Below are 16769 nucleotides of genomic sequence, written 5' to 3'. Positions count from 1 at the left end.
GTCAGACCACACCGCAGGACGTCGGACCAACACAGAGCGTCGGGCCACTGCGGAACGTCAGGCCGCCGCACCCCATCGCGCCTGTTCCAACACCTCCACGGCCCGGTCCCGGCTCTCCGGGGTGTCCGACCGGAGCAGCGCCACCGCGACGTCCACCGCCTCGGTCATGGTCCGCCACTGGTTGTCCCGCTCCCGGACCAGCTCGGACTGTGCGGCGAGTTGTCGCGACTTCACCCACAGTTCGACGAAGACCGAGACCTTGGCCCGGAGGACCCACGGGTCGAACGGCTTGGTCAGGTAGTCGACCGCTCCGACGGCGTACCCGCGCAGGGCGAGCTGGGCGTCCCGGTCAGCGGCGGTGAGGAAGATGATCGGCACGTGCCGGGTACGCTCCCGCCGCTTGATGTGGCTGGCCGTCTCGAAACCGTCCATCTCCGGCATCTGGGCGTCCAGCAGGATCACCGCGAAGTCCTCCACCAGGAGCTGCTTCAGCGCCGCCTCGCCGCTCTCCACCGCGACCGACTGGACGGGCAGGCCCTGGAGGATCGCCTCGAGCGCCATCAGGTTCTCCCGCCGGTCGTCGACCAGCAGGGCTTTGGCCAGCTCGCTCACTCGATCGTCCCCTCGCCCCGGATCGTGCCCGTGTCATCCGCGCTCACCCCTCGACCTCCCGTCCGCCGGTGACCCAGGAGGCCATCAGCTCGATCAACTCGTCCAGGTCCACCGGCTTGGTGATGTAGTCGCTCGCACCGGCGCCGAGCGCCGACTCGCGGTCCCCCGGCATCGCCTTGGCGGTCAGGAACACCACCGGCAGGTCGGTGAAGCGGTGGTTGCGGCGGATCGCCCGGGTGGTCTCGTAACCGTCCTGGTCCGGCATCATCGCGTCCATCAGGACGATGTCCACCTCCGGATGCTCGGCGAGCAGGCGTACCCCGTCCACCCCGTTGTCCGAGTAGAGCACGGTCATGCCGTGCAGCTCCAACGCGCTGGTCAGGGCGAAGACGTTGCGGACGTCGTCGTCGATGATCAGCACCGTGGCGCCGTCGAGCTGCCGGGCAGCCGGGGTGATCGGCCGGTCCGGCTCGCTCTGGGTACGCAGCATGGCGGGCAGCCCGCCCCGAGGCGTCTGCATCGGCGGTACCGGCACCGGGGCGACCACCGCGTCCGGCGCCAGTACGTCCGGCACGAAGAGGGTGAAGGTCGAGCCCTGCCCCGGTGCCGACGAGACCGTGATGGTGCCGCCGATCAGCCGGGCCAGGTCCCGGCTGATCGACAGCCCGAGCCCGGTGCCGCCGTACCGCCGGCTGGTGGTCCCGTCGGCCTGCTGGAACGCCTCGAAGATCAGCCCGAGCTTGTCGTCCGAGATGCCGATGCCGGTGTCGATGACGGTGAACGCCACCACCTGGTGCGCGGTCGCCAGCGCCGGTACGTCGAAGAACGCCCCCTCCGGCGCCGGCCCGATCCGCAACGTCACCGCCCCGTTGTCGGTGAACTTGACCGCGTTGGAGAGCAGGTTGCGGAGGATCTGCTGCAACCGCTGGGCGTCGGTGACCAGCATCGGCGGCAGCTCCTTGGAGATGCGTACCTGGAAGTCCAGGCCCTGCTCCTCGGCCTGTGGCGCGAACGCCTGCTCGACGTAGCTGCGGATCTCGGAGAACCGCACCTCGGTCGGCTCCACGTCCATCCGACCCGCCTCGATCTTGGACAGGTCGAGGATGTCGTCGATCAGCGAGAGCAGGTCGGAACCGGCGCTGTGGATGGTCCGGGCGAACTCGATCTGCTTCTCGGTCAGGTTGTTCTCGGAGTTGTCCGCCAGCAGCCGGGCCAGCAGCAGCAACGAGTTGAGCGGCGTACGCAGTTCGTGGCTCATGTTCGCCAGGAACTCCGACTTGTACGCCGAGGCCCGGGCCAACTGCTGCGCCTTGTCCTCCAGACCGATCCGGGCCAGCTCGATCTCCCGGTTCTTGGTCTCGATGTTTCCCTTCTGCTCGGAGAGCAGCTGCGCCTTGTCCTCCAGCTCGGCGTTGGTGCGCTGGAGTTCGGCGGACTGTTCCTGAAGTTCGTGGGCGAGCCGCTGGGACTGCGAGAGCAGTTCCTCGGTACGCCGGTTGGCCTGAATGGTGTTCACCGCGATGCCGATGGTGAGCACCAGCCGCTCCAGGAACGCCAGGTGCAGGTCGGAGAAGGGCGAGACGCCGGCGAACTCGATGACGCCGAGCAGTTCGCCCTCGAAGAGCACCGGCAGCACCACCAGGTCGGCCGGGGGCGTGGCGGCGAGTCCGGAGCGGACCGTGAGGCTGCCGTTCGGCGGTGCACCGACCCGGATCGTCCGCCGGGAGAGCGCGGCCTGCCCGACCAGCCCCTCGCCGGGGCCGAACGTGACGTCGTGGTGCCGGGCCACGTAGCCGTACGAGGCGGTGAGTCGCAGCCGCATCACCGCCTCGTCGGTGTCGGCCAGGAAGAACGCGCCGAGCTGCGCGTCGACCAGCGGCGTCACCTCGGTCATGATCATGCGGCAGACCTCGCCGAGGTCGCGCTGCCCCTGGAGCAGGCCACCGATCCGGGCCAGGTTGGAGTCGAGCCAGCCCTGCTCGGCGTTCTTCTTGGTGGTCTCCCGGAGCGTGACGATCATCTGGTTGATGTTGTCCTTCAGCTCGGCGACCTCGCCCTGGGCCTGTACGGCGATCCGCTGGGTCAGGTCGCCGGTGGTGACCGCCGTGGAGACCTGGGCGATCGCCCGGAGCTGGGTGGTCAGCGTGGAGGCGAGCTGGTTGACGTTCTCGGTGATGTCCCGCCAGGTGCCGGAGACCCCCTTCACCTGGGCCTGACCGCCGAGCTTGCCCTCGACGCCGACCTCCCGGCCGACCCGGGTCAGCTCCTGGGCGAACGAGGAGAGCTGGTCCACCATCGTGTTGACGGTGTCCTTCAGCTCCAGGATCTCGCCCTGCGCGTCCACGGTGATCTTCTGCGACAGGTCGCCCCGGGCCACCGCCGTGGTGACCGAGGCGATGTTCCGGACCTGGGCGGTCAGGTTCGAGCCCATCGAGTTCACGTTGTCGGTCAGGTCCCGCCAGGTGCCGGAGACCCCCTTCACCTGGGCCTGACCGCCGAGCTTGCCCTCGGTGCCGACCTCCCGGGCCACCCGGGTCACCTCGTCGGCGAAGGACGAGAGCTGGTCGACCATCGTGTTCACCGTCTGCTTGAGCTCCAGGATCTCGCCCTGCGCGTCGACGGTGATCTTCTGGCTGAGGTCACCCCGGGCCACCGCCGTCGACACCTGGGCGATGTTCCGCACCTGCGCGGTCAGGTTCGACGCCATCGAGTTCACGTTGTCGGTCAGGTCCCGCCAGGTGCCGGCCACGCCGCGTACCTGGGCCTGACCGCCGAGCTTGCCCTCGGTGCCCACCTCCCGGGCCACCCGGGTCACCTCGTCGGCGAACGACGAGAGCTGGTCCACCATCGTGTTCACCGTCGACTTCAACTCCAGGATCTCGCCCCGGGCGTCGACGGTGATCTTCTGCGACAGGTCACCCTTGGCCACCGCCGTGGTGACCGAGGCGATGTTCCGGACCTGGGCGGTCAGGTTCGACGCCATCGAGTTCACGTTGTCGGTGAGATCGCGCCAGGTGCCGGAGACCCCCTTCACCTCGGCCTGACCGCCGAGCTTGCCCTCGGTGCCCACCTCCCGGGCCACCCGGGTCACCTCGTCGGCAAACGACGAGAGCTGGTCCACCATCGTGTTCACCGTCGACTTCAGCTCCAGGATCTCGCCCTGCGCGGCAACGGTGATCTTCTGCGACAGGTCACCCTTGGCCACCGCGGTGGAGACCTGGGAGATGTTCCGGACCTGCGAGGTGAGGTTGCCGGCGAGCTGGTTGACGTTCTCCGTCAGTGCCCGCCAGGTGCCGGAGACGCCGCGTACCTGGGCCTGGCCGCCGAGCTTGCCCTCGATGCCGACCTCCCGGGCCACCCGGGTCACCTCGTCGGCGAACGACGAGAGCTGGTCCACCATCGTGTTGACGGTGTCCTTCAGCTCCAGGATCTCGCCCTGCGCGGCCACCGTGATCTTCTGGCTGAGGTCACCCCGGGCCACCGCCGTCGACACCTGGGCGATGTTCCGCACCTGCGCGGTCAGGTTCGACGCCATCGAGTTGACGCTGTCGGTGAGGTCCTTCCAGGTGCCGGCCACGTTCGGCACGTCCGCCTGGCCGCCGAGCTTGCCCTCGGTGCCGACCTCCCGGGCGACCCGGGTCACCTGCTCGGCGAAGAGCCGCAGTGTGTCGGTCAGCCCGTTGATGGTGTGCGCCAGCTCGGCGACCTCGCCCTTGGCCGAGACGGTGATCTTCTGCGACAGGTCTCCCCGGGCCATCGCCGTGGTCACCTGCGAGATCGACCGCACCTGGTACGTCAGGTTCGACGCCATGGTGTTCACCGAGTCGGTGAGGTCCTTCCAGGTGCCGGCGGCCCCGCGTACGTCGGCCTGGCCGCCGAGCTCACCCTCCGTGCCGACCTCCCGGGCCACCCGGGTCACCTCGTTGGAGAAGGACGAGAGCTGGTCGACCATCGTGTTGACCGTGCGGCCGATCCGCAGGTACTCGCCGCGCAGCGGCCGGCCGTCGATCTCCAGCGCCATGTGCTGGGAGAGATCGCCGTCGGCGACCGCCGCGATGACCCGGGCTATCTCGGTGGTCGGCCGGCCGAGATCGTCGATGAGCTGGTTGATCGCCCGCTGTCCCTCGGCCCAGGAGCCGTCCAGCCCCTCCTCGTCCAGCCGCTCGGTGAGCCGGCCGTCCCGACCGACGGTCCGGCTGATCCGGCGCAGGTCGAGGTGCTGCCGCTCCTGGACCGAAACCACCTCGTTGAAGGCGTCCGCCACCTCGCCCGCGACACCGGCCCGGCGCGGTAGCCGGGCCTTCAGATCGCCGCGACGGACCCGCCGCAGCGCGTCGACGAGCTCGCTGAGCAGCACCGCGTCCTCGGCGGCGGACCGCTCCTCGGCAGAGATCTGTTTCGCCGTGGTCATCGTTCCTCGCTCAGGTTTCGAAGGAGGTGGGCCAGCCCGGCCGGCCCGCGCCGCCAGGTGGTCGGCGAATCCGCTCCGCCGGTCCGGATGGTTCCGCTCGGGCGGCGGCCACACCCATCATTGTGCCTTTCGTCCATCCGATGCCACCCTCGACGCACACCAGCGGCCGCCGGTGGGACAGGCCACGAGGTAAAGCGGGCAGAACGGTCAACTTGGGCAGGGCCCAGCCTAGCGCGGCCCCGCTCGGACCGCCCTGAGCCGCGACCGGGCACGGGCGTGGCCGGCCCGGATAGGGTGGCCTGGATCTCGGATCGGCGGAGGATACGAAGGGTGTCAGCGGAGGCGGGCGGCACGGGCACCGGCGGAGCGTCCACCGGGGGCACGGGCGATCAGCTGCGCCGGGTTCGGCTACCCGCCGACCGGCGTACCCCGGCGGCTGCCCGCGCCCTGGTCCGGTCGGTGCTGGACGAGGCCGGCCTTGAGGAACTGCTCAACGAGGCGCTGCTGCTCACCACCGAACTCTCCACCAACGCGGTGGAACACGCCCGCACCGAACTGGACATCGAGGTCGTGGCGGACGCCTCGGGCCTGACGGTGACGGTCTCCGACTTCGCGGCCGGACCGATCGAGGACGTGACGGCCCGGCCCAGAAACGACCTGACGGACATCTCGCAGGTGTCCGAGCGGGGCCGCGGACTGCTCCTGGTCGACCACTTCGCCAGCCGGTGGGGCACCACACACCAGGCCACCGGCAAGGGTGTCTGGTTCCGGCTCGACCGCAAGGGCCGGGCCGGCCCGGTGCAGTACCCGCTGGAGGCGGCGCAGGCCGTCGCCATCAGCGGCGTCACCGGCGCCATCAGCGGCATCACCGGCCCACCCGGCCCGTCCGCGCCGAGCGCCGGGGCGATGAGCGCGTTGATGCAGACCGTCCCGGACCCGTACGCCGACGACCCGCTGCCCAACTTCGCCGCCGACCTGCTGGTCCGGCTCGGCGACATGGTCGGCGCGGCCGGCGGGGCGGTACGTCTGGACCGGGGCGACGGCGCGGGCTGGCAACTGCTGGCCCGGTACGGCCGGCAGCCCCGCGCCGGCGACGAGCTGATCCGGGTGCCGTTGACCGTGCATCGGCCGTACGCCGGGGAGCTGGAGCTCGACGCGGCCCCCTCCGGGTACGCCCGCCCACTCGCCGCGCTGGTCGCCGAGCGGCTCTCCCTGCACCTGGAGAACGACCGGCTGCGTCGGGCCGACGTGCGCCGGCAGACCTGGCTGACCTTCCTCGCCGAGGCGAGCGAACTGCTCGCCCAGTCGCTCGACGTCGAGCTGACGATGGCGCTGATTCCGCAGCTCGTGGTGCCCCGGCTGGGGCAGTGGTGCGCGGTGCACGTCACCGACGAGTGGGGACGGTTGAAACTGGCCTCGGCCACCCACGCCGACGAGGCGGTGCTGCCACAGCTGCACAAGATGCTCTCCGAGGAGGGCCCGGAGTCGGTGCAGTCCCGGCTGCGCGAGGCGTCCCGCAGCCAGGGACAGGTGCCGATCGGCGCCCCGATGGACGGCTTCGCCATCCCGCTGGTCGCCCGGGGGCAGCGGCTCGGCACCCTCGCGGTCGGCCGACACCAGCGGCACCGGCACGATCCGGACGAGATCGCCGTACTGGAGGACGTGGCCCGGCGGGCGGGGCTGGCCATCGAGAACGCCCGGATCCACGACGAGCGGCGGAAGGTGGCACACACCCTCCAGCAGTCGCTGCTGCCGCCGGTGCTGCCGGTGGTGGACGGCATCGGGTTCGCCGCCGAGTACGTGCCGACCGGGGACGCGGCGGAGGTCGGCGGTGACTTCTACGACGTCGTACCGCTGGCCGAGGATCGCTGGCTGGTGGTGGTCGGGGACGTCTCCGGCAAGGGCGTTCAGGCGGCGACGGTGACCGGCCTGGTCCGGGACGTGATCCGGGTCCTGGTCGGCGACGGCAAGCCCCTGCCGGAGGCGCTGGCCCGACTCAACGGCACGCTGGTGGAACGGGGTGGCGGCCGGTACTGCACGCTGGCGCTGGCCGCCGTGGACCGGGACCCGACCGGCCGGCTCACCGTCTCGCTCTATCTGGCCGGCCACGACCGGCCGGTGCTGGTCCGAGCCGACGGGCGGACGTCGTTCGTGGGTTCCGGAGGTACCGCGCTCGGCCTGCTCGACTCGATCACCTCGCCGGTCACGGAGGTGCGGCTCGGCCCCGGTGACGCACTGGTCTTCTACACCGACGGGGTGACCGAACGGCGGCGCGGCCGGGAACTCTTCGGCGTCGAGCGGTTGCGGGACGCGGCGGCGCCGCTGGCCGGTTACTCGGCGGAGGTGCTGGCCGCCCGGTTGCGCGCCGCGGCGATCAACTTCTCGGTCGAGTCGCCCCGGGACGACATCGCCATCCTGGTGCTGCGCAACGACGCGACCGGCTGACCACACCCGCCCCGCACCAGAGTGCTTGGAGAAAACCTTCACGACTGAACATTCGTTAAGTTAAGTATTTACATGCGTCGAGTGCGTGGATAGCATTCCCTTGCGTACGCGAAGGCCGGCCGTTCCCTAACCCCCGCCCAGGGAAGGACGGAACCCTTGCGATCGATCCGGTTACTTCTCGCCCTCACGGCAACCGTCTGCACCACGCTCGCCGCGACGCTGGTGGCGGCCACCCCGGCGCACGCCGCCCCGGTCTTCAAGGCGCCGTTCCCCTGTGGACAGCGCTGGACCTACAGCCACCACAGCGCCGAGGTACGCCTCGCGCTCGACTTCGTCCGCTCCGACGGCGGCGCCACCGCCGGCACCCCGGTGCTCGCCTCCGCGGCCGGCACCGCCCGGCGCTACTACCAGGCGGGCGGCGCCGGCAACTACATCGTGATCAACCATGGTGGCGGCTGGACGACGTACTACTTCCACCTCGCCGCGTTCTCGGTGCCCGACGGCGCCACCGTCGGCCAGGGCCAGCAGATCGGCACCACCGGCAGCACCGGTAACTCGACCGGGGCGCACATCCACTACGAGCAGCTCTACAACGGGGTCGGGCAGACCATCGTGATCAACGGCGGATCGCTGGCACCCTATCCCGGTTCGTACCACCAACGGCACCTGACCAGTGACAACGGCTGTGGCGGCGGCGCCGCCTTCTGGACCTGGGGCAGCGGAGTACGGGTACGCGCCGACGCCCGGCTCAGCGCGCCCACGGTGACCGCCCTGGCCGGCCCCACGCTGGTCTACGTGCTCTGCCAGAAGCAGGGCGACACGGTGGTCGCCGAGGGCTACACCAACAACTGGTGGTCCCGGTTGCGGGACCAGAACGGCTTCATCACCAACATCTACATCGACCATCCCGCCGCACAGTTGCCCGGGGTGCCGAACTGCTGAGCCCAGGCCCGGCCCGGTCGGTACCCACCGACCGGGCCGGGCGCACCCCCGCCCAGGGGTCAGATGCCGCCCGGGTAGCGTCCGGGGGCGAGTCGTCGGGCCGGATCGAACCGCTCCTTGACCCGGCGCAGCATCGGCAGGTCGGGCAGTTCGCCCCAGAGGTCCACCGCCTCGCGGATCCGGGCCGGAGCGGCGACCACCACGCAGCGGCCGGAGCGGGCCCGTAGCACCGCACGTACGCCGTCCAGGATGGCGCCGACCCGCTCCGGTGCCGAGTCGGCCGGCAGCGCGGCGTGCACGACACCGAGCCCGGCCGAGCCGCGAACCGGCACGGGTGCCCCGGCGGCGTCCCGCAGCGCGTAGACGGCGGCGTGCAGGTCGCCGATCGGCACCTCGATGCGCAGCGCCACCTGGTCGGGCCGGAACGGGTAGCGGCGCCACCAGCCAGGCGCCGTGCCGACCGCCCGGGCGTCACCGCCGAGCAGCGTGGTCAACCGGGCCGTCCGCTCGGCCACCTCCGCCGGTCCGCCCTCGATCAGCACGCCGAGGGTGCCGGCGCCGGGCTCACCGCTCCCGCCGCGCCCCCCGGTGCCGCGACCGGGCCCGGCCCGGCCCCGCTCACCGGACCAGCCCGTGCCGGACCCGCCGGCGCCGGAGGGACGGCCGGGCACGCCGGACCGGCCGGGAGTCTCGAACCAGCCTCGCGGACCGGGTGCCCCCGTGACACCCGGCCCGTCCGGCGGAAGGTGCCCGGCGGAGCCGAGGCTCCGGACGGCCCGGCCGGCCGCCGGTGCCCGACCGCCGGGCAGGTCCACCTCGATCGCGGTCGGCCGCAGGTCCGCGCCGAGGACGGCCCGGACCAGGTCGTGCACCTCCAGCGGGGTCCAGACCGACCGGAGCACCCACGCCCGGCTCGCCGGGATCGGCTGCACCCGCAGGGTCGCCGAGACCAGCACGCCGAGCGCGCCCTGCGACCCGCAGAGCAGCCGGGTGACGTCCGGATCCGCCGGCACGGCCCGCTCACCGGGACGGCCGGACGACCCGGCCCGGGCGTGCGCGAGCACCCCGAAGGCGTCGACGTAGCTCACCCCGACGAGCTGGTCGCAGGGCCGGCCGTGCAGGTGCCGGAGCGGGCCGCTCTCGTCGGTCGCGACCACGCCACCGACGGTGGCGCCGACCGAGGGCACGTCGATCGGCAGCCGACGCCCGGTCCGCTCCAGGATCGCCTCGGCGGCCCGGAGCGGTGTGCCGGCCCCGATCTCGGCCACCAGTTCGTCCTCCGGCTGCTGCCAGACCCCGGCGAGCCGCCCGGTATCCAGCACGATGTCGACCTGCGACGGAGGCATGCCCCAGTCCAGTTTGGTGCCGGCACCCCGGGCGACCACCGAGAGGTCGTGCGCGGCGGCCAGCCGGACCACCTCGGTCACCGCCTCCGGATTGCCCGGGGCCGCGACCCAGCGGGCCGCCGCGCCGGCCACTCCGTCGGCCGCCCCCGCCGGCCGCGCGAAGTGGGCACCGCAGATGTCGGCCAGTCGCCGCGCGATGTCAGCGCCCCTGCGTTCTATTGAGATCTCCCCCACCTTTGTCATCGTACACATGTGCTAATTTTCGGCAACGCCGGGTCGCACCGGGCCGCCCTCCGGCAGGTGCTGCCGGGTAACGTGACCGGGTGACCTCTGAGACGACCGCCCCCGTCGCCAAGCGGCTGCCGACCGAGCGCACCCACCACGGCGACACGGTGATCGACGAGTACGCCTGGCTCGCCGACAGGGACGACCCGGACACGATCGGTTACCTCACCGCGGAGAACGCCCACACCGAGCGGACCACAGCCCGACTCGGTCTGTTGCGGGAGGCGCTGTTCAACGAGACGAAGCGGCGGACCAAAGAAACCGATCTATCGGTACCGACCCGCAAGAACGGCCACTGGTACTACACCCGGACGGTCGAAGGCGAGCAGTACGGCATCCACTGCCGCCGGGCGGTCCGGGACGGCGAGACGGCACCGCCGATGCCGTCCGACGGCGCACCGCTGCCCGGCGAGGAGATCCTGCTCGACGGCAACGCGCTGGCGCGGGGGCACGACTTCTTCGCGCTCGGCACCTTCGACATCAGCCCGGACGGGCGCTGGCTCGCCTACTCCACCGACTTCGCCGGCGACGAGCGGTTCACCCTGCGGGTCAAGGACCTGGCCACCGGTGAGGTGCTCGCCGACGAGGTGCCGAACACGTTCTACGGCAGCGCCTGGTCGGCCGACGGCTCCACACTGTTCTATCTGACCGTGGACGAGGTCTGGCGGCCCTACCGGGTGTGGCGGCACACCGTCGGCACGGCGGCGGACGCCGACGAGATCGTCTACCAGGAGGACGACGAGCGGTTCTGGGTCGGTGTCGGGCTGACCCGCTCGGAGAACTTCATCGTCATCGACTCGCACAGCAAGATCACCAGCGAGGTACGGGTCATCCCGGCCGGCAACCCGACCGGCGAGCCGGCGGTGATCGCGCCCCGCCGGCAGGGTGTCGAATACTCGATCGAGCACCACGGTCACCGCGCCGGCTCCGCCGGCCAGGGGCGTTTTCTGATCCTGCACAACGACGGCGCGGAGGACTTCGCGCTGGCGTACACCTCGGCGGACGCGCCCGGGGACTGGGTGCCGATGATCGAACACGAACCGGGCACCCGGCTGGAGGCGGTCGACGCCTTCGCCAACCACATCGTGGTGTCGCTGCGCACGGCCGGGCTGACCGGGATCCGGGTGCTGCCGGTGGGCAGCACCGAGTCGTACGACATCGACTTCCCGGAGCCGCTCTACAACGTCGGGCTGGACAGCAACCCCGAGTACCAGACCACCACCGTCCGGCTGCACTACGCCTCGCTGACCACTCCCGACTCGGTCTACGACTACGACCTGGTCACCAGGGAGATGGTGCTGCGCAAGCGGAAGCCGGTGCTCGGCGACTTCGACCCGGCCGACTACGAGCAGCACCGGGACTGGGCGCTCGCCGACGACGGGACCCGGGTGCCGATCTCGCTGGTCTGCCGGGTCGGCACGCCCCGGGACGGCTCGGCACCGTGCGTCCTCTACGGCTACGGCTCCTACGAGGCCAGCATGGACCCCTGGTTCTCCATCCCCCGGCTCTCCCTGCTGGACCGGGGCGTCGTCTTCGCCATCGCGCACGTGCGTGGCGGCGGCGAGCTGGGTCGTCGCTGGTACGAGACCGGCAAACTGCTGGCCAAGAAGAACACCTTCACCGACTTCGTGGCCAGCGCCCGGCACCTGGTCAAGGCCGGTTGGACCTCGGCGGACCGGCTGGTCGCCCGGGGCGGCTCGGCCGGCGGGCTGCTGATGGGCGCGGTGGCCAACATCGCCCCCGACGCCTTCGCCGGGATCGTCGCGCAGGTGCCGTTCGTCGACCCGCTCACCTCGATCCTCGACCCGTCGCTGCCGCTGACCGTCACCGAGTGGGAGGAGTGGGGCAACCCGCTGGCCGACCCCGAGGTGTACGCGTACATGAGGTCGTACTCGCCGTACGAGAACGTCACCGCGCAGGACTACCCGCCGATCCTCGCCGTCACCAGCCTGAACGACACCCGGGTGCTCTACCACGAGCCGGCGAAGTGGATCGCCCGGCTCCGGGCCGTCGCGCCACAGGGGTCGTACCTGCTCAAGACGGAGATGGGTGCCGGGCACGGCGGCCCGAGCGGGCGCTACGACTCCTGGCGGGAGGAGGCGTTCGTCGCGGCCTGGATCCTCGACCGGCTGGGCGTCGCCGGCCGGTAGCGCGGAGTCTGCCAATCACTCCCGATTTAGTTAACAACCTTGCAAGAAAGCGCTCTCTGGCGTAGAAACATTGACATGCGTACACGCCGAGCCACCCTCGTCCTGGCCCTGCTCGCCGCGACGCTGGTGGTCACCCCGCCCAGCCCGGCCGTCGCGGAGCCGGGCGCGCTCACCTGGAGCGACGAGTTCAACGCCGCAGCCGGCACCCCGCCCGACGGCAACAAGTGGAAGTACGACATCGGCGGTGGCGGCTGGGGCAACAACGAGCAGCAGTACTACACCAACAGCACCAGCAACGCCGCGCACGACGGCAACGGCAACCTGGTGATCACCGCCCGCCGGGAGAATCCGGCGAACTACCAGTGCCACTACGGCCGCTGCCAGTACACCTCGGCGCGGCTGCTCACCGCGGACCGCTTCACCCAGACGTACGGCCGGTTCGAGGCCCGGATGAAGCTGCCGCGCGGCCAGGGCATCTGGCCGGCGTTCTGGATGCTCGGCGGCATGCCCTGGCCGGACCAGGGTGAGATCGACATCATGGAGAACATCGGGCGCGAGCCCGGCAACGTGTACGGCACGCTGCACGGCCCCGGCTACGCCGGCGGCAGCGCGATCAGCTCCCGCTACACGCTCCCCGGCGGCCAGGCGTTCGCCGACGCCTTCCACACCTTCACGGTGGACTGGGCGCCGGACTCGATCACCTGGTACGTCGACGGCATCCAGTACGGCCGCAAGACCCCGGCCGACCTGAACGGTAACCGCTGGGTCTACGACCACCCGTTCTTCATGATCATGAACGTGGCGGTCGGCGGCCACTGGCCGGGCTACCCCGACGCCAGCACCACCTTCCCGCAGCAGATGCTGGTCGACTACGTCCGGGTCTGGGCCTGGAACACCGGCGGCGGCAATCCCGGCACCGGCAGCCAGATCGTCGGGCTCGCCGACAAGTGCATCGACATCCCCGGCGCCAACCCGGCCGACGGCACCCAGTTGCAGATCTGGGACTGCAACGGCACCGTCGCGCAGCGCTGGACGTTCACCGGCGGGACGGTCCGGGCGATGGGCAAGTGCATGGACGTGGCGAACGGCTCGACGGCGAACGGCGCCAACATCCAGATCGTCGGCTGCAACGGGAATCCGGCCCAGCAGTTCGTGCTGAGTTCGGCCGGTGACCTGGTGAACCCGCAGGCGAACAAGTGCGTCGACGTACGCGACTGGAGCACCGCCAACGGCGCCAAGCTCCAGCTCTGGGAGTGCACCGGCGGCGCCAACCAGAAGTGGCGACGCGCCTGAGGAACCAGACGCGCGGCGGTACGCCGACCCGCCGCGACGACCGGCCCCGCACCGGGCTCGGTGCGGGGCCGGTCGTCACTCCTCGGCCGCTGTATCGCCACCTTGCCGGAGCCCTGCTCGATAGGATGGACCTGGCATATCTGGGTCGATCCGGTCGGCGCGTGATATCGTGATATCATCGTCCGATCCTGGATCGGAGGTGCACATGCCCAACATCCTCATCCGTGACCTCAGCCAAGAAGCCGTCGACCGCATCGACGCTGCGGCCGCCAACCTCGGGCTGTCCCGCAACGAGTACCTGCGCCGGAAGTTCGAGGAGAACATCAGCCCTGCCGGCGAACGGACGGTCACCGTTGAAGACTGGCAACGGTCCGCGGAGGCTTTCGCGGACCTGGCCGATCCCGCGGTGATGGAGGCCGCGTGGCGGTGACGAGCTGGCTGATCGACAAGTCCGCGTACATTCGGCTCCAGCTCGGCCAGACGGCGAACCGCGACGAGTGGAGCGCACGCATCAGCCGCGGACTCGTCCGGCTCTCCTCAATCACGCGACTCGAACTCGGCTACTCAGTGCGTTCCGGAGAAACGGGACGTCGACAGTTCGCCGCCCCACCGCTGTCCCTGATGCCGGTCGAACACCTCACACCTGCTATCGAGGACCGGGCCCTGGAGGTCCAGATGCTGCTCGCCGACCGTGGTCAGCACCGCGCCCCGTCAATTCCCGACCTGCTGATCGCGGCGACCGCTGAGAAGACCGGGCTGACCGTCCTCGCCGTCGACAAGGACTTCGACCTCATCGCCGCAGTCACGGGCCAGCCGATTGAATCCCTGGCTGGCTAAGGATCGCCGTACGATCGGAAACTCCGGCCGTACATGCGCACTCGGTGGTCCCCGTCGCAGTCAGCGCGCGGGCAGCTCACGGAGGAACGCCCGCCCGCACTCCACCCCGAGGCAGCAACACCAGGTCGGCGATCTGGACGGCGCCGGCCGGACCGGCTCCGGGCGGCGGTGCCGGGTAGGTAACACCGCTGGTCGGCCCGGTCGGGCCGGCTCGTCACGCCGTCAACCGGCTGCCGGTTGGCGCTGATCGCGTTCGCCGCCGGCATCTGGCGCGCCGTCAGCCCGCGTCGGGACGGCCGGCGGCGGCCGCCAGTACCGCCGGGTCGACGTTGCCGCCGCTCACCACCGCCACCGTACGCCCAGCGGGCAGCTCGGCGGCGTGGAACATCCGGGCGGCGGTGGCCACCGCACCGCTCGGCTCCACCACCAGCCGGGCGGCCCGGACCAGCCGGGTCGTCGCGGCGGCGATCTCCTCCTCGCTGACCGTCACGATGCCGTCCAACCGGGCGCGCAGGTGTGCGAAGGTCAGCGCGGAGAGGTTGGTCCGCAGCCCGTCCGCGCTGGTGCGGTAGGTGCGGGCCGGTTCCCACTGCCGCAGCTCCCCGCCGCGCAACGACTCGGCGGCGTCGGCGGCGAGTTCCGGTTCGACCCCGATGACCCGGGTCTCCGGGCGCAACGCCTTGACCGCCGTGGCGACCCCGGAGGCGAGCCCGCCCCCGCCGACCGGCACCAGCACCACGTCCAGGTCCGGCATGTCCGTCAGCACCTCCAGCCCGATGGTGCCCTGACCGGCGATGACCCGCCGGTCGTCGAAGGGCGGGACCAGGGTCCGGCCCTGCTCGACGGCGATCGCCTCGGCGACCGGTAGCCGGTCGGCCGGGTCGACCACGCGTACCTCGGCGCCCAGGGCGCGCACCTGGTCGATCTTTGTCGCCGGAGCGCCCTCGGGGATCACCACCGTGCACGGCACGCGCCGGGCCCGGGCGGCGTAGGCGAGCGCCTGTCCGTGGTTGCCGGAGGAGTGCGTGACCACGCCCCGGGCCCGCTGGCCGGCGTCGAGCCGGGCCACCGCGTGCGTCGCGCCGCGCAGCTTGAACGAGCCGACCGGTTGCAGGCTCTCCGGCTTCAGCCAGAGCTGGTCGTCCCAACGGCAGGGCAGCAGCGGCGTACGCAGCACCAACCCGAAGAGGTGACCTGCCGCGGCCCGTACGTCATCGACGGTAAGGAGATCCACCCGATCATCCTGCCACCCCGGCTCAGCAGCCGGTCCGGAGCGGTTCGGCCGGCCGCTCCCGCCGGCCGCCGGGTACGAAGATGGCGATCCTGACCGGGATGAATGCGACTAAAGCCTACTATTTGGCCAGAGAACACGGATGATACGAGGATCACGATGACCAGCCCCGACCAGACCGGCGGGCAGCCGTACCGGCCCGGCGGCGGTTCCGGCGAGCCGCCAGTGGACGGTTCCGGCGAGCCGCCGACGGGCGATGCCGGTGAGCCGCCGACGGGCGGGGATCGGCCGGTCGAGCCGGTCCCCCAGGCGTGGGACTGGGCGATCGATCCACCGCCGCCGGAGGGGCCGAGCCGGGAGCCGAGCCCGGATCCGGCGGCCGGACCGAACATCGACGAGGTCCCGGATCCGATACCGCTGACCGGCCGCTTTCCGGACACGATCGCGCCCGGCGCGGGCCCGCCCTCCCCGCCGGACTGGTCCACGCCGCAGACCCGGGTCAGCACGCCGCCGCTGGGCGGTTACCCGCCGCCAGCGCCTCCGCCGCCGACCTGGGCCTCTGGACCGACCGGCCCGGAGGGCGGGGCAGGACCGGAGGCGGGACACGCACCGCCCGGCGGCACCGTCAAGGTTCCCGAGTTCGTACGGCCGACCGACCGGCGGTGGTGGTTCGTACTCGGCCTCGTCGCAGCGGTCCTCTCCTGCTGCTGCGTGGCCGCCGCCGTGGTCGCGCTGGTCTGGGGACCGGGCTTCTACAACGGGCTGCGCGACCGGGCTCCCCGAGTCGTCGGCCTCAACCAGCCGGCCCGGGACGGCGACCTCGAGTTCCAGGTGCAGCGGGTGCGCTGCGGTGTCACCGAGGTCGGCGACCCCCTGGTCAGCCAACTCGCGGTCGGGCAGTTCTGCCTGGTCGACCTGGCGGTACGGAACCTGGGCCGCCGACCGGTGACGTTCCAGGACGGCCTCCAGATCGCGTACGGGCCGGCGGGACAGCGGTTCGGGGTGGACAGCTCGGCCGGACTGCTGGCCAACGCCGACCAGCTCGGCTTCCTCGACGAGATCAACCCCGGCAACCGGGTCACCGGCGCGGTCGTCTACGACATCCCGCCCGACACCCGGATCGTCCGGCTCCGGCTACGCGCCTCCGCGACCTCGCCCGGAATCCAGGTCCGCACCGGATAGCCGGGCCGACCGGACCGACGGGACGGCAGAACCGG

10 protein-coding genes and 1 pseudogene are annotated in these 16769 nt (G+C 71.4%); 7 read left to right on the top strand and 4 right to left on the bottom strand.

Annotated features, from left to right (window positions below; genetic code table 11):
- Positions 1 to 57: 57 nt before the first annotated feature.
- Both ABNF97_RS26040 and ABNF97_RS26035 read right to left on the bottom strand, forming a co-directional pair.
- A complete protein-coding gene (locus tag ABNF97_RS26040; RefSeq protein ID WP_349340117.1) occupies positions 58 to 612 on the bottom strand; it encodes a response regulator in 555 nt (184 codons plus the stop codon).
- Between the two features lie 43 nt (positions 613 to 655).
- Entirely contained in the window at positions 656 to 5023 is a 4368-nt protein-coding gene (locus ABNF97_RS26035) for a HAMP domain-containing protein (RefSeq protein ID WP_130461547.1), read from the bottom strand.
- Between the two features lie 330 nt (positions 5024 to 5353).
- Here ABNF97_RS26035 and ABNF97_RS26030 point away from each other — a divergent pair, with 330 nt between their 5' ends.
- Positions 5354 to 7468 (top strand): SpoIIE family protein phosphatase, encoded by a 2115-nt coding sequence (locus ABNF97_RS26030; RefSeq protein WP_349340116.1) that lies wholly within the window; start codon positions 5354 to 5356, stop codon positions 7466 to 7468.
- A gap of 219 nt (positions 7469 to 7687) precedes the next feature.
- Positions 7688 to 8191 (top strand): annotated as a pseudogene (locus tag ABNF97_RS26025) (M23 family metallopeptidase); the annotation flags it as partial.
- 278 nt (positions 8192 to 8469) lie between these two features.
- On the opposite strand, the gene ABNF97_RS26020 reads toward ABNF97_RS26025, so the two are convergent.
- Positions 8470 to 9999, bottom strand: coding sequence for an FAD-binding oxidoreductase (locus ABNF97_RS26020; RefSeq protein WP_349340136.1), 1530 nt, complete (start codon positions 9997 to 9999; stop codon positions 8470 to 8472).
- Between the two features lie 80 nt (positions 10000 to 10079).
- On the opposite strand from ABNF97_RS26020, the gene ABNF97_RS26015 reads away from it, so the two are divergent.
- From ABNF97_RS26015 to ABNF97_RS26000, 4 genes are all read left to right on the top strand, one after another.
- Positions 10080 to 12191, top strand: coding sequence for a prolyl oligopeptidase family serine peptidase (locus ABNF97_RS26015; RefSeq protein ID WP_130461544.1), 2112 nt, complete (start codon positions 10080 to 10082; stop codon positions 12189 to 12191).
- A 75-nt stretch (positions 12192 to 12266) separates the two neighbouring features.
- Positions 12267 to 13484 carry a family 16 glycosylhydrolase gene (locus ABNF97_RS26010; RefSeq protein WP_130461543.1) on the top strand — a complete coding sequence of 406 codons (1218 nt, stop codon included), beginning with the start codon at positions 12267 to 12269 and terminating at the stop codon, positions 13482 to 13484.
- 205 nt (positions 13485 to 13689) lie between these two features.
- Entirely contained in the window at positions 13690 to 13914 is a 225-nt protein-coding gene (gene vapB, locus ABNF97_RS26005) for a type II toxin-antitoxin system VapB family antitoxin (RefSeq protein ID WP_130461542.1), read from the top strand.
- Positions 13905 to 14321: a PIN domain-containing protein gene (locus ABNF97_RS26000; RefSeq protein ID WP_130461541.1), complete on the top strand. Its 417-nt coding sequence runs from the start codon at positions 13905 to 13907 to the stop codon at positions 14319 to 14321. Before vapB ends, ABNF97_RS26000 begins: the two co-directional genes overlap by 10 nt.
- A 277-nt stretch (positions 14322 to 14598) precedes the next feature.
- On the opposite strand, the gene ABNF97_RS25995 is transcribed toward ABNF97_RS26000, so the two are convergent.
- Positions 14599 to 15555, bottom strand: coding sequence for a pyridoxal-phosphate dependent enzyme (locus ABNF97_RS25995; RefSeq protein WP_130461540.1), 957 nt, complete (start codon positions 15553 to 15555; stop codon positions 14599 to 14601).
- Positions 15556 to 15711: 156 nt separating this feature from the next.
- Between ABNF97_RS25995 and ABNF97_RS25990 the strand changes: the two genes are divergently transcribed.
- Positions 15712 to 16734, top strand: a complete 1023-nt coding sequence (locus ABNF97_RS25990) for a DUF4352 domain-containing protein (RefSeq protein WP_165436635.1) — start codon at positions 15712 to 15714, stop codon at positions 16732 to 16734.
- The last annotated feature ends 35 nt before the right edge of the window (positions 16735 to 16769 follow it).

This window comes from Plantactinospora sp. B6F1, from assembly GCF_040120695.1.
GTDB lineage: Bacteria > Actinomycetota > Actinomycetes > Mycobacteriales > Micromonosporaceae > Plantactinospora.
Note: the sequence above shows the minus strand (reverse complement) of the source record. Positions and strands in the feature narration are given on the sequence as shown.